General features: G+C 64.6%; 11 protein-coding genes and 1 pseudogene. 3 read left to right on the forward strand and 9 right to left on the reverse strand.

The features are described 5' to 3' along the window. The 8 genes and pseudogenes from HGO92_RS18885 to HGO92_RS18920 form a co-directional block, all read right to left on the reverse strand. A pseudogene (locus HGO92_RS18885) lies at window positions 1-217 on the reverse strand (benzoate 1,2-dioxygenase large subunit); the annotation flags it as partial. Between the two features lie 278 nt (window positions 218-495). Continuing rightward, complete coding sequence (locus tag HGO92_RS18890; RefSeq protein WP_169997602.1) at window positions 496-1,719, reverse strand: benzoate/H(+) symporter BenE family transporter; 1,224 nt, start codon at window positions 1,717-1,719, stop codon at window positions 496-498. A 130-nt stretch (window positions 1,720-1,849) separates the two neighbouring features. Further along, the gene (rbsD, locus tag HGO92_RS18895; RefSeq protein WP_169997604.1) at window positions 1,850-2,230 is read right to left on the reverse strand and encodes a D-ribose pyranase; all 381 of its coding nucleotides are present in this window, start codon (window positions 2,228-2,230) and stop codon (window positions 1,850-1,852) included. Next, a complete protein-coding gene (locus HGO92_RS18900) occupies window positions 2,227-3,192 on the reverse strand; it encodes a PfkB family carbohydrate kinase (protein WP_169997606.1) in 966 nt (321 codons plus the stop codon). The genes rbsD and HGO92_RS18900 overlap by 4 nt, the downstream gene beginning before the upstream one ends. Then, window positions 3,189-4,130: a substrate-binding domain-containing protein gene (locus HGO92_RS18905; RefSeq protein ID WP_169997608.1), complete on the reverse strand. Its 942-nt coding sequence runs from the start codon at window positions 4,128-4,130 to the stop codon at window positions 3,189-3,191. The genes HGO92_RS18900 and HGO92_RS18905 overlap by 4 nt, the downstream gene beginning before the upstream one ends. Before the next feature lie 43 nt (window positions 4,131-4,173). Next, complete coding sequence (locus tag HGO92_RS18910; RefSeq protein ID WP_169997610.1) at window positions 4,174-5,145, reverse strand: ABC transporter permease subunit; 972 nt, start codon at window positions 5,143-5,145, stop codon at window positions 4,174-4,176. 12 nt (window positions 5,146-5,157) lie between these two features. Further along, entirely contained in the window at window positions 5,158-6,675 is a 1,518-nt protein-coding gene (locus HGO92_RS18915) for a sugar ABC transporter ATP-binding protein (RefSeq protein ID WP_169997612.1), read from the reverse strand. Further along, window positions 6,672-7,679 carry a LacI family DNA-binding transcriptional regulator gene (locus HGO92_RS18920; RefSeq protein WP_346769024.1) on the reverse strand — a complete coding sequence of 336 codons (1,008 nt, stop codon included), beginning with the start codon at window positions 7,677-7,679 and terminating at the stop codon, window positions 6,672-6,674. Before HGO92_RS18920 ends, HGO92_RS18915 begins: the two co-directional genes overlap by 4 nt. A 277-nt stretch (window positions 7,680-7,956) precedes the next feature. On the opposite strand from HGO92_RS18920, the gene HGO92_RS18925 reads away from it, so the two are divergent. The 3 genes from HGO92_RS18925 to yidC all read left to right on the forward strand — a co-directional run bounded on the left by HGO92_RS18925 (window position 7,957) and on the right by yidC (window position 12,773). Continuing rightward, window positions 7,957-9,609: an amidohydrolase gene (locus HGO92_RS18925; protein ID WP_169997613.1), complete on the forward strand. Its 1,653-nt coding sequence runs from the start codon at window positions 7,957-7,959 to the stop codon at window positions 9,607-9,609. Window positions 9,610-9,738: 129 nt separating this feature from the next. After that, on the forward strand, window positions 9,739-11,115 hold the full coding sequence (locus HGO92_RS18930; RefSeq protein WP_169997615.1) for an NAD-dependent succinate-semialdehyde dehydrogenase: 1,377 nt from the start codon (window positions 9,739-9,741) through the stop codon (window positions 11,113-11,115). A 686-nt stretch (window positions 11,116-11,801) separates the two neighbouring features. Continuing rightward, entirely contained in the window at window positions 11,802-12,773 is a 972-nt protein-coding gene (gene yidC, locus HGO92_RS18935) for a membrane protein insertase YidC (protein ID WP_169997617.1), read from the forward strand. 101 nt (window positions 12,774-12,874) lie between these two features. Here yidC and HGO92_RS18940 read toward each other — a convergent pair whose 3' ends face one another. Then, entirely contained in the window at window positions 12,875-13,261 is a 387-nt protein-coding gene (locus tag HGO92_RS18940) for a hypothetical protein (protein WP_169997618.1), read from the reverse strand. Window positions 13,262-13,270 lie beyond the last annotated feature (9 nt).

Raw genomic sequence — 13,270 nt, forward strand, 5'->3', positions numbered from 1 at the left:
TCCGGCCGATGTACGTGGTGAAGTAATCGCCCACGTTCGGGATCTGGCTCTCGTGCGCCAGGTAGACCCAGTTGCCCTCGAAGATGTGCTTCATCTCGAGTTCAAAGATCTCCTCGTCCGTGAAGATGCTCCGCTTCGCCCGGTGGATCCCGTTCTCGTGATCCTCGATCAGGGCGTCCTCGAGGTGGGTGCGGATGCTGTCCAGGGTTTCGGTCATGGTCACTCCATTCAACGTTGGGCGTCGTCGCCCGGCGGGCCTCTTGGCTGCCGGCCTAAATCCGATAACCCACCCTCGCAGTACTGTGACCTGCGTCGCACCAGACATTTGCCTAGTCACGGCTAGGGGGTCCAGCAAGACCCCTGACGTCCTAAAACCACCCTCGACTGTCTGAATCCTTTTGCCCCGGATTTCCGCGGAAAACCGGGCGTATTTCCGCACCGGAAAGACAACGGACCCCGAGCGTCGAAGCTTCCGGGGCCCGCATCGTGATGTGCTCAGACCTGAACTTTGGCGCGCCCGCGCAGGACCAGATAGGACACCGTTCCGGCCAGGCAACCCCAGAACGGCGACACGATGCCCCACGGCGCAACGCCCGACGCCGTCACCACCAGGGTGATCAGCGCAGCTTCCAGGACAGCCGGCGAGGCATGGTCAGCCGTCACGGTGTCCTTGAAGGATCCCTGCAGCGCACCGATCAGGGCCACCCCTGCCAGGGCCGTGAGCATCTCCCCCGGGATCACGGCAAACAGCGCCACGATGGCCGTGCTGAAGGTGCCGAACGCCAGATAGAACAAGCCGCAGAAAACCCCGGCGATGTAGCGGCGCCGCGGATCCGGGTGGGCCTCGGGACCGGCGCAAATACCGGCCGTGATGGCGGCGAGGTTGATGGCATGGGAGCCGAACGGCGCGAACAGCACTGACGCCACCCCGGACGCGCCCAGCAACAGCTTGTCGTTCGGCTCGTAGCCGCTGGCGTGCATCATGGCCAGCCCCGGCCCGTTCTGGCCTGCCATGGTGACAATCAGCAGCGGTATCGAAATGCCCATGATCGCCGTCGCATTGAACGTCGGCATGGTCCACAACGGTCCGGCCAGCGAGAGGGACAGCTGCGGCGCAGCAAGCTCCCCGGTGGAGATGGCAAGAACGACGCCGGCAAACAGCGCCACGAAAACCGCATACCGCGGCAGGAAGCGCTTGCCCGCCAGGTAGGCAAGGACCAGACCGCCGGCTACTAACGGGGAGGCGATCACGGCCGAGGCCGCATTGACCACGAAGGGCAGCAGCACACCGGCGAGGACGCCGGCGAGGATGGGTTTCGGCACCGCGGCCAGCAGCTTGCCGAAGAGCCCGGTGACGCCGAGAACGGTGCCCAGGATGCCGGCGACGATGTAGGCGCCGACGGCATCGGAGTAGGAGTAGTCGCCCAGCGCAGTCAGCAGCAGCGCGGCGCCGGGAACGGACCAGGCGACCATCACCGGCTGGCGCGTGAACAGGCTCAGCACCGTACACACCAGTCCGCTGGCAATGGAAACCGCCCAGACCCAGGAGATGGTCTGCTCGGGCGTCAGCTCCGCGCTTTTCGCCGCTTCGAGCACCACCAGCAGGGGCCCGGCATAGGATACGGCCACGGCGATCAGCCCGGCCAGCACGGCCGAGAACGACATCGCGGAGCGGTGGGTCAGGCGGGAAGAGTCAGTCTTAGTGTTAGCCAGCGCCATAATGTTGCAGACACTATCCGACGGCTGTGGCGCGGCCAACAACTGCCCGGCGGATCCTGCGGATCTGCGTAACAACCTAGGCAATTGTCCTAGCCAACCTGGACATTACGACGGCGGGCAGCGATCGCAGTTAGAACGGTACGCCGCAGCGCAGCACCACGTTGGCGTAGGGCGTGGCTTCCCCGGTGCGGATGATCAGGGCGGCCTGCGGGAGCAGGGCCTTCAGCTCCTCGTGGCCGATCAGGCCGGGCTTCAGTCCGCGCTCTTGCAGCCAGCCCAGCACCTCCGGACCCGTTTCGGCGGCCGCAGTGCTTGCCTCGACTTCGAGCTCGGCCAGCACCGCGTCCAGGACCTCGGCGAACCTGGGAACCCCTTGCACCAGCGCGAGGTCAACCACGGGGCCGGCTGCGGGCAGGGGCAGCCCGCAGTCCGCGATCACTACCAGATGCCCGTGGCCCAGCCGGGACAACCCGGCATTGAGCTCCGGATTCAGGATGCCTGTCTTCTTCACCGTTGGTCCGCTCCTTCGGGTCCTTCGGGTTCAGTGCCTTGACTGATGGCCGGCAGCTCATCGGCCAGCGTCGGATACGAAGGTTGTGCCCCGGACGCCTGCACCGCGAAGGCGCCGACGCGCGCGGCGAAACGGGCGGCTGCCACAAGATCCTCGCCGCGGGACAGGGCAGCGGCAAGGGCACCGGTGAACGCGTCGCCGGCACCCGTCGTATCCACAGCCCTAACCTTTGGCGCCGGAACAGCGGTGACGGAAGCACCGCCGTCGTCCGTGGTTTCTCCGACCAAGGCACCCGCGGCACCCACGGTCATGACCACGGACCGCACCCCGGCGGCAAGGAGCCCGCGGACCAGGTCCTCGTCGCCGTTGCCCGCGGGCTGCCCGCCCAGGCCCGTCAGCGCGAGTTCGCCTTCGTGTTCGTTGACCACCAGCGGATCGGCGGCACGGACCACCGCCGGATCCAGCTCAACCACGGGGGCCAGGTTCAGCATGACCCGCCCGGTGGCCAGTGCCGCCGCGGCCTCGATGCCGGCGCGCGGGATCTCCCCCTGCAGCAGCACGATCTCCGCCGAGGCGATCAGCTCGCGCTGGCTTTCGACGGCGGTCCTGTCCATGGTCCCGTTGGCACCGGGGATCACCACAATGGTGTTTTCGCCGTGCCTGTCCACCTCCACCAGGGCCACGCCAGTGGAGCCGTCCGGATACACCAGGCCCGTGAGGTTGACGCCGGCGGCGCGGAGTCCGGAGAGGGCAATGTCCGCATAGGCGTCATTGCCCACGGCGCCTACCAGCGCCGTTGCCGCTCCCAGCTGGGCCGCGGCAACGGCCTGGTTGGCGCCTTTGCCGCCGGGCAGAACTGCCATCGATTCGCCCAGCAGCGTTTCGCCGGGATTCGGATGGCGGTCAAGGCGGATCAGCAGATCCGCGTTGATGGATCCCACGACGACGGTCAGGCCGCTCACTTGATGAATTCCTCCACATTTTCCTCGTTCACCGTGGTCACCGGGACCGGCACGTTGGATTCGACGGTTTCGCCGGCCAGCAGCTGCGCCATCAGTTCCACCGAGCGCTTGCCCAGCTCGGACGGTTGCTGGGCGATGGTTGCGGTCATGGTGCCGGCCTGGATCGCGGCGAGGGCGTCTTCGGTACCGTCGAAGCCGACCACGCTGACCTCTGTGCCGGCCTTGTCGCCCAGGGCCTGGATGGCGCCGAGGGCCATCTCGTCATTCTCGGCGAAGATGCCGGTCACATCGGGGTTGGCCTGGAGCAGGTTGGTGGCCACGTCCAGTGCCTGTGCACGGTCGAAGTTGGCGGTCTGCTTGGCCACCACCTCGATGTCCGGGTAGGCCTTGATGCCCTCTTCGAAACCGGCGCCGCGGTCGCGGCTGGCGGAGGTTCCCGCCACGCCCTGCAGCACGATCACCTTGCCCTTTTCGCCCATGGCCTTGGCCAGCTCGTCAGCAGCCTGCTTGCCGCCGGCAACGTTGTCGCTGGAGACCAGGGAGGCGATTTCCGCGCCGTTAACCGCGCGGTCCACCGCGATGACGGGGATGTCGTTTTCCAGCAGCGGGCTGACTGCGGCGGCTGCCGAGTCCGAGTCCACAGGGTTGATGATGACGCCCTGCACGCCGCTGGTCGCGGCGGTGGCCAGCTGGTTGGTCTGGGTGGCCGAATCGTTCTGCGCGTCCACCACTTCCAGCGTCATGCCCGCGGCCTCGGCGGCCTCGGTGGCGCCGTCGCGCAGGTCGACGAAGAACGGGTTGTTAAGGGTGGAGACGGCCAGGGTGACCTTCTCGCCGGAGGCGCCCTCTTCGCCGCGGTTGCAGCCGGTGGCTCCCAGCGCCACCGTCAGGCCCAGGGCCAGCACGGCGGTGCTGCGCTTGAAAGACGTGAACTTCATTGTTTTGGATCCTTCTCTAGTGATTGTTCGGTTGGTTCGAGTGTCAGTGGATGGTGTTCTTGCGGCGCAGGACGTCGATGCCCACGGCCAGCGCAATGACCAGGCCGATTACCACCTGCTGCCAGAACGAGGAGACGTTGAGCAGGTTCAGGCCGTTGCGGATGACCACCAGGACCAGGGCGCCCACGAGCGTGCCGGAGATCCGGCCGACGCCGCCGGCCAGGGAGGCACCGCCAATAACGACGGCGGCGATTGCGTCGAGTTCGTAGCCCACCGCTGCCTGCGGCTGGGCCGAGTCGAGCCGGCCGGAGAGCAGCATGCCGGCCAGGCCGGCGAACAGTCCGGAAAGGGCGAAGACAATGACCAGCACCTTCTGGACCGGGATGCCGGAGAGCCGCGCGGCTTCGGTGTTGCCGCCGACGGCGTACATGTAGCGTCCGATCACGGTGCGGTTGAGCAGGAACGAGGCAACCAGCCCGGCGACCACCAGCACCACAATGGGCATCGGGATCGGCCCGAGGTTGCCGCCCAGGAACGAGACCTGATCAGCCGTCCGAACGGGCCGGCCGTCCGAAATCACCAGCGTCAGCCCGCGGGCCACGCTGAGCATGGCCAGCGTGGCGATGAAAGATGGCAGCCGGCCGTAAGCCGTGGCCATACCGCTGGCCGCACCGGCGGCCGCTCCGGTCAGGAGCCCGCCCAGCAGCGCAACCCAGCCGTTCAAGCCGGCGGTGGTAAACATCGAAGCGGAGACCATCGCGGACAGCGCCGCCACCGATCCCACCGAGAGGTCGATCCCGGCCGCCACGATCACGAATGTCATGCCGAATGCCAGCACGGCAATCGTGGAGGCCTGGATGCCGATGTTGAGCATGTTCCCGGCGGTGAGGAAGTCCGGCGTCGCAATAAACAGCGCCAGGCAGAGCACCAGCAGCCCGACAAGCGCCCCATTGTTCGCCAGGAACTTCTTGATGTCCATGTGTTGGCGCTTCTCGGCCTTCACAGCAGTAGTCATGTTCTTAGTCCCTTAACTCTTGTCTTCCAAGTCCCGCACCACGTCCCGGACGGCCAGTGTCATGACCTTGTCCTGGGTGGCGTCTTCTGCTGCCAGTTCGCCGGAGAGATGCCCGCCGCTCATCACCAGGATCCTGTCGCTCATGCCGAGCACCTCCGGCAGTTCGCTGGAGACCATCAGCACCGCGCCGCCGGCGGCTGTAACGGAGTTGATCAGCTCGTAGATTTCCACCTTGGCGCCGACGTCGACGCCGCGGGTGGGCTCGTCGAGCAGGAGGACCTTGGCTCCGGCAGCGATCCAGCGGCCGAACACTGCCTTCTGCTGGTTGCCGCCGGAGAGTGAGCGCACCGTCTGGTCCAGCCCGCTCATCCGGATGCGCAGCTTTCCTGCCACATCCTGCGCCTTTTCCCGCTGGCCCTTGAAGTCCACCAGACCGGCCTTGGCAGTGCTGGCCAGGGTGGCGTAGCCGATGTTCTCGTTCACGGACGCGTCCAGCACCAGGCCCTGAACCTTGCGGTCTTCGGGCACATGCCCCAGTCCCGCCTTGATCCCGGCGCCGATGTTGTGCCGCGGGATTCTCCGCCCCCTGATGGTGACGCTGCCCGAGTCATACGGGTCCACGCCCGCGACGGCGCGGACTACTTCCGTCCGTCCCGCGCCCACCAGTCCGGCAAGGCCAACCACTTCGCCGGCGTGGACCGTGAAGCTCATGTTGTTGACCAGGCCCTTGATGGACAGCCCCTCTACGTGCAGCAGCGGCTCGGACGGCCCGGTGTATTCGCGGCGGCGCGGAAACTGCTGGCTGATGTCGCGGCCCACCATGAGGCGGACCAGTTCCGGCTCGGGCGTGTCCGCAGGCACTTCCGCCACGAACTTGCCGTCGCGCAGCACCGAGACGGAGTCGCCCACTTCGGCAATCTCATCGAGGTGGTGGCTGATGAACACCATGCCCACACCGCGCTCGCGCAGATCGTGCACCACGCTGAACAGGGCGGCAATCTCGCGCCGGGTAAGGGCCGCCGTCGGCTCGTCCAGAATCAGCATGCGGGCATCGAGGCTGAGGGCCTTGGCGATCTCCACCAGCTGCTGCCGGGCGATGCCCAGCTCCCCCACCGGCTGGTCCGGGTCGATATCCAGGCCGATCAAGTCCAGGGCGGCGCGTGCCTGCTTGCGCAGCGCCGCGCGGTCCACCATGCCGAACCGCTTGGGGAAACGACCCATCATGATGTTCTCGGCCACCGACATAGTGGGCACGAGGTTCAGTTCCTGGTGGATCGTGGCGATACCGGCCGCTTCCGACGCGTTGGTGTCGCGGAACTTGACCGGCTTTCCGTCGAGCAGGATCCGTCCGCCGTCGGGCTGGTAGACACCGGCCATCATTTTGATCAGCGTGGATTTGCCGGCGCCGTTTTCGCCCAGCAGCACCTGGACCTTGCCCGGGTGGACGCTGACGGTCACCTCGTCGATGACCTGCACGGGCCCGAAGGATTTGCTGATTTTGTCCAGCGTCAGAATCGGCTGTCCGTTCATCGGTTGACTCCAGTCTTTACAGGTCCGGTTGATTTGCGCACCATCAGGCGGGTCGGCAGGACAACCGGCTCCGGCTTTTGTCCGGCGATTACCTGGTGCAGCAACCGGACGGCCGTGCGGCCCATTTCGTCCGCGTCCTGCGCGATCAGCGTTAGTGCCGGACGCATGATGGCAAAGGCATCGATGTCGTCGTAGCCGACCAGGGAGAGGTCCTCGCCGATGCGAATGCCCAGTTCCTGGCAGACTCTGACAGCCCCCATGGTCATCAGGCCGTCGGCGGCGATCAAGGCGGAAGGCGCGTTGGAGAGTTCCAGGAGCTGCCGGGCACCCGCCGCCCCGCTGCCGGCCTGGAAGTCGCCGAACACCACCAGTTCCGGATCCTGCTCCAGTCCGCACGCCAAGGTCGCGGCCTGGAACGCGGCAAAGCGCTCCCTGCCGGTGGAGGCGGACCGCGGCCCGGATATGTAGCCGATCCTGCGGTGCCCCAGCTCCGCCAAGTGCTGTACTGCCTCGCCCATGCCGCTGGAATTATCTGCGGTCACGCTGGGCAGGTCGATATTGTCAATCACCCGGTCCACGAATACGGCCGGCAGACCACTCGAAGCCAGCATCTCCACATTGGCATTGTCGCCGCCCTGCGGCACCAGGATCAGTCCGTCGACCCGCTGCGCCAGCAGTACGTCCAGGTAGCGGTTCTGCTGCTCAACGCTTTCATTGGCATTGGCCAGCAGGGTGATCAGGCCAAGTTCAAGCGCCTGCTGCTCCGCGGCGTGGGCGAGGTCAGCGAAGAACGGATTCCGGACGTCGGAGATCAGCAGTCCGATGGTGCTGGTGCGGGTGGAGCGCAGCGAGCGTGCCTGTGCGTTCGGGCGAAAGCCGAGCTCTGCGACAGCCTGCTCCACGCGTTCCCGCGAAAGTGCGGAAGTTGCCGGATTGCCGGACAGGACGCGGGAGGCCGTGGCCGGAGATACCCCTGCACGGGCCGCGACATCGCGGATCGTCACACCCCGCACCAGCAGCTCCCTTGCTTGTCAGTTCACGGAAAATACGGCAAGCGTGCGCCTCCACCACAAATCGGTGGAATCGATTCCATGAAATCGTTTCCACGAGTATGAAACAGGTCACCATCCGGTGTCAACCCTGAGGCTTGCAGCCTCCGTCCTCTTCGTACTTCCAACGACCGTTGGGCCCCGGCATCTCCTCAGCAGCAGAGAGACGTGGAACACTGGGAGCGGTACCGGGAGTCAGGCAAGGATGCATTTTCAGCTATCGGAGGGGTCCATGCTGTTCGACACACTCTTCATCAACGGGGTCATCCACACGCAGGACCCGTCCCGTCCCCGTGCCAGCGCGCTCGGCGTCCATGCCGGCCGGATCATCAGCCTCGACGACGAGCTCCCAGCCCCGTACTTCCGCAAGGTTTACGACCTCGGCGGTGCCGCCGTCGTTCCCGGTTTTAATGATGCCCACTGCCACCTGTCCATGGTGGGGCTGGCCGAATTGCAGGTGGACTTGCGGCCGTCCGTTTGCCCGACAATGGAGGACCTGCTCGCCGCCGTTGGTGCTGCTTGCGCCGACGCTCCCGAGGGCGCCTGGGTCCAGGGCGCCGGCTACAACCAGAACTATCTGGAGGGCCGGCACCCCATTGCGGAGCAGCTCGACGCCGTCAGCAACGGCCACCCGGTGTGGCTGATCCACAACTCCCGCCATATGGGCGTGGCCAACACTGCAGCTTTCGAAGCCGCCGGCTTCAGCGGTCGCCGGGGTGCAAAAGCGCCCGACGGCGGTGCCGTACCGATCGATGCAGACGGCCGTGCCGTCGGGCTGCTGCAGGAGACGGCACGTTCGCTGATCACGGACCACATTCCCATCCCGACCGTCGACGACGTCGCCGCGATGGTGGAAGCCGGCAGCCGCAAGGTGCTGTCGTTCGGCGTCACCAGCATCACCGAGCCGGGCCTCGGCGCTCCCGCACACATCGGCCAGAGCCCCACCGACATCGCTGGTTACCAGGCCGCGCGCGACGCCGGGAAGCTGGGCGTGCGCGCCACGGTGATGCCCTACCTGACCACGCTGCATCCCTTGGATGGCTCAGGTGAAACCGGGGCTCCGTGGGGCCTGGATCTGGGCATCCGCAGCGGCCTGGGCGACGAGTGGCTGCGGATCGGGCCCACCAAGATCCTCTCCGACGGCTCGCTGATCGGCCGCAGCGCCTTCATGAGCCGCGACTATGCCCTCGACTCCCCTATAGAAAACGGCAACCGCGGACTGCTGCAGTTCCCGCAGGAGATGCTGCGGCAACGCATCATCGGTGCCCACTGCGCAGGCTGGCAGGTGGCTACCCACGCCATCGGCGACGCCGCCCTGGACGTGGTGATGGACATCTTCGAGGAAGCCCAGCGGCTCTTCCCCCGCGAGGACGCCAGACACCGGATCGAGCACGTGTCAGTAGCCAGCGACGCGCAGATCCGCCGGATCAAGGAGTTGGGCCTGATCCCGGTGCCGCAGGGCCGGTTTGTCTTCGAACTGGGGGACGGCGCGGCCCAGGCCATGGGGCCGGAAAGGGTGAAGCTGACCTACCGGATCAAGGGCCTGCTTGATGCCGGCCTCGAGGTTCCGGCGAGCACGGACGCCCCGGTGGTGGAGGTGAACCCGATCCTGAACATCCACGACATGGTCAACCGCAAGACGGCTTCCGGCGCGGACTTCGTTCCCGCCGAGCGGATCACGGTGGCACAGGCGGTCCACGCCTACACTGTGGGCAGCGCCTATGCCGTCCACGAAGACCATGACAAGGGCACCCTGACGCACGGCAAGCTCGCCGATTTCGTCGCCCTCTCCGAAGACCTGTACGCGGTCGCCCCGGAAAACATCAAGGATGTAGTAGTCACCGCCACCGTGGTCGGCGGCGCACTGGTCCACGGCAAACTTTGAGAAATCTGTGTGCCGCCCGCCACGCCCGAGCTTTCGAAGCCCACGGTAAATCCGTAAACTCGGACATTCAGGCGGTTGACGCCGCCGCACGGCCATCTTCCACGTCATCACCAACCAGCAGGAGAACACATGACTCTTTATGCCGTCACGAACCCGGCCACCGGTGAAACCGTCAAGGAATACCCCACGGCCACCGACGTCGAAATCCAGACAGCCTTGGACCGCACGGACAGGGCCTTCCGGCAGTGGACCCGGAGTCCGCTGGGAGAGCGCGTGAAACTGCTCAACCGCGTCGCCGAACTCTATGAAGAGCGCCGCGACGAGCTGGCCGCCGTCATCACCCGTGAGATGGGCAAGCCCATCCGCCAGGCCGGCTTCGAGGTGGACATCGTCGCATCGATCTACCGCTACTACGCCGAGAACGGCCCCAAGTTCCTGGAAGACGAAGAGCTCGACGTCGCTGCCGGCGGCAAGGCTGTAGTCCGCAGGGAAGGCCTCGGCGTCATCCTGGGCATCATGCCCTGGAACTACCCGTACTACCAGGTGGCCCGCTTCGCCGCGCCGAACCTGATGAACGGCAACACCATCCTGCTCAAGCACGCACCGCAATGCCCGGAGTCTGCCCTGGCCATGGAACAGATCTTCAAGGATGCCGGCGCGCCCGAGGGTTCCTACGTCAATATCTTCGCCACCAACGAGCAGGTCGCAGACATCATCGCCGACCCGCGTGTACAGGGTGTGTCCCTGACCGGTTCCGAACGCGCCGGCGCTGCCGTGGCCGAAATCGCCGGCCGCAATCTGAAGAAGGTCGTGCTCGAGCTCGGCGGCTCGGACCCGTTCCTGCTGCTGGACACCAAGGACCTGGACAAGTCGGTCAAGACCGCTGTCTTCGGCCGCATGACGAACGGCGGCCAGGCCTGCAACGCCTCCAAGCGCTTCGTAGTAATGGATGACATCTACGACGAATTCGTCGAAAAGTTCACCACCGCCCTGTCCGCCATCGCCCCCGGTGACCCGACCGATCCCAAGACCTACCTGGGCCCGCTGTCCTCGCAGGCCGCGGCTGACAACCTCGCCAAGCAGGTGGACTCCGCGGTCGCTGAAGGCGCCGTTGTCAGGACCGGCGGCGGCAAGGTCAGCGACGATTCTGCGTTTTTCCAGCCAACCGTGCTGACTGATGTCACCCCGGACATGGCAGCATTCCGTGAAGAACTCTTCGGTCCCGTCGCCATGGTCTTCAAGGCGTCCTCCGAGGACGAAGCCATCCGGCTCGCCAACGATACGCCGTTCGGTCTCGGCGCCTCGATCCACACCAACGACGGCGAGAAGGCCCAGCGCATCGCCGAGCAGATCGAGGCCGGCATGGTTTACATCAACGAGCCGGGCGGCACCGCGGCTGAACTGCCGTTCGGTGGCGTCAAGCGTTCCGGCGTCGGCCGTGAACTGGGCAAGTACGGCATGGACGAGTTCGTCAACAAGAAGCTGGTCCGCACCTCGGCCCGCTAGGACCCTCCTGCGGCTCAGGCTGCACAACGGCGAAGTGGCGGGAACCTGCGTGGGGTTCCCGCCACTTCACTGCTTGCCCGAGGGCTGCGGCCGGTCTGAGTATCCGAACTTTGAGTTGCCAACGGTTGGCGGTCCCGTAGACGTGCTTTCCTTAATGCATGGCTACCACGCCCGGTGATCACCGCCCGCTTGTACTCGTACATATGGCCGTTTCGCTCGATGGCTCCCTTTCCGGGGTGAAGAAGACGATCGCTGCTTCTAGGTCGCGAACTGCGGTACCGACGTTTTCGAGTTTGATGGGCATGCGTCACACGTTGCCAAGTCGCGGCGACCTGTTCAGGGCGTGAGCTGCCGGTTCGGCGCAGTTGAGATGCGCTGATTGTGGCAAACACCCCCGGGGATTCGCTTGCTTCGAGGTCCGTCCGCACTGTCTCCCTATGAATTCGTCGTCACGAGGATGAACCATGTGTCATTCCTGAAAAGTTCATGCGCCCATTCGCCGCATTCGTTATGTGCCCGGTCAATCGCACCGTGGATCGTTCCTGAGCGCTGACTGCAGTTTGAGCTAGGCTCCCGGTATGAAACCTTCTGTCGGTCATCGCGGACACCTGGAAAACCAGATCCGCAACTGGCTGCCTGGTCGAATGAAGAAGGCCGCGCTGCGGCCCGACGAGTAGGGATACTGCATGGAATTCCTCGAAACAATCCTGTTTCCCTTCAAGTGGTTTGTATCGATCATCCTGGTGGGCTTCCATGAAGGGCTAAGCTTCATCGGCCTCCCTGCGGCTTCGGGCTGGACCTGGGCTCTGTCCATCATCGGCCTCGTGCTAGTGATCAGAGCGGCGCTCATTCCCATCTTCGTGAAACAAATTAAAGCGCAGCGCAGCATGCAACTGTTGCAACCTGACCTGAAGAAGCTGCAGGACAAGTACAAGGGCAAGACCGACCAACTGTCCCGCCAGGCCAGGGCACAGGAACAAATGGCCATGTACAAGAAGCACGGCACTAACCCATTCTCGGCGTGCTTGCCGATGCTGATTCAAATGCCGTTCTTCTTCGCCCTCTTTACTATGCTCGCCGGTGTCGCTAGCGCTTCCCAAGAGGGCAAGCGCATCGGGGCGATGAGCCACGAACAAGTCCAGCAGTTCGAAGAGTCTACAATTTTCGGCGCTCCACTATCGGCGACGCTGCTGCACGGCGGCTTTGAGCACGTTGCGGTCACGGTCCTGACCATCGTAATGATCCTGGCGATGACGGGCTCGCAATTCATCACGCAGAAACAGATCATGGCAAGAAACATGTCGGAAGAAGCCATGGCCAGCCCATTTATGCGCCAGCAAAAGATGATGCTTTACACCCTGCCCTTCGTCTTCGGCATCGGTGGCATCAACTTCCCCATTGGCGTGCTCATCTACTGGACCACCACCAATCTCTGGACCATGGCGCAGCAGTTCTTCGTAATCCGTCGCATGCCGGCGCCTGGATCCCCCGCAGCCAAGGCGCTCGAAGCACGCCGTGCTGCCAAAGGACTCCCGGCCCTTCCTAACCCGGGGAACAAAACGAGCGAAAGTAAGGCGGAGACGGCCGCTTCGACTGAAGATGCGCCAGCGAGGCTACAGCGCATCCAGCCCCAACGTAAGAAAAGGAAGAAGAAGTAATCAGCCCGCCTGTGAAGTGTCGAGGTTGGAGGGTTTGCCACTTGCCAGAACACCCAAACCCAGTTCAAGCAGAGTCTTCGTACTTGATGGTGCGCCTACTTCTAGAGCGCTTCCTCCACGGGCACATTAGCCTGATATTCTCGCCCTTCGGCCTCGCTAAACGCTGTCATTAGGTGCCCTTTTTCCAGTCCCAGTACCGTGCTTAAGGGGAAGTAGCCGGTAATAGTATTCCCTGAATGCTCCACACCGCTGAGGTCAAAGTTCTCCTCGGTGCCGTCATGGCTGAAGCAGTAGAACGAGACAGCTTCGCCGTTAATAAACTCGATTCCCATTCTGCGCTGGTGGGAATGATCCGGGGTGGCAGCCACGAGGCCGACCACATAGGGCCCGGAGCCGGGAATGTTGCCGTCTATATCGAATTTCGCTACCAACGTGGATTCCTTGGCTGCGATGGATACGTGCTTAAGAAGTGCGTTGTGGGAGCTCATGGCTCCATC

Origin of the sequence: Crystallibacter degradans, from assembly GCF_012952295.1 — a bacterium.
GTDB lineage: Bacteria > Actinomycetota > Actinomycetes > Actinomycetales > Micrococcaceae > Crystallibacter > Crystallibacter degradans.

Excerpts from the sequence above, each read along its gene's own strand:
- HGO92_RS18890 (WP_169997602.1), bottom strand. The coding sequence starts at position 1,719 with ATGGCGCTGGCTAACACTAAGACTGACTCTTCCCGCCTGACCCACCGC.
- HGO92_RS18905 (WP_169997608.1), bottom strand. The coding sequence starts at position 4,130 with ATGAAGTTCACGTCTTTCAAGCGCAGCACCGCCGTGCTGGCCCTGGGC.
- HGO92_RS18910 (WP_169997610.1), bottom strand. The coding sequence starts at position 5,145 with ATGACTACTGCTGTGAAGGCCGAGAAGCGCCAACACATGGACATCAAG.
- HGO92_RS18915 (WP_169997612.1), bottom strand. The coding sequence starts at position 6,675 with ATGAACGGACAGCCGATTCTGACGCTGGACAAAATCAGCAAATCCTTC.
- HGO92_RS18925 (WP_169997613.1), top strand. The coding sequence starts at position 7,957 with ATGCTGTTCGACACACTCTTCATCAACGGGGTCATCCACACGCAGGAC.
- HGO92_RS18930 (WP_169997615.1), top strand. The coding sequence starts at position 9,739 with ATGACTCTTTATGCCGTCACGAACCCGGCCACCGGTGAAACCGTCAAG.
- yidC (WP_169997617.1), top strand. The coding sequence starts at position 11,802 with ATGGAATTCCTCGAAACAATCCTGTTTCCCTTCAAGTGGTTTGTATCG.
- HGO92_RS18940 (WP_169997618.1), bottom strand. The coding sequence starts at position 13,261 with ATGAGCTCCCACAACGCACTTCTTAAGCACGTATCCATCGCAGCCAAG.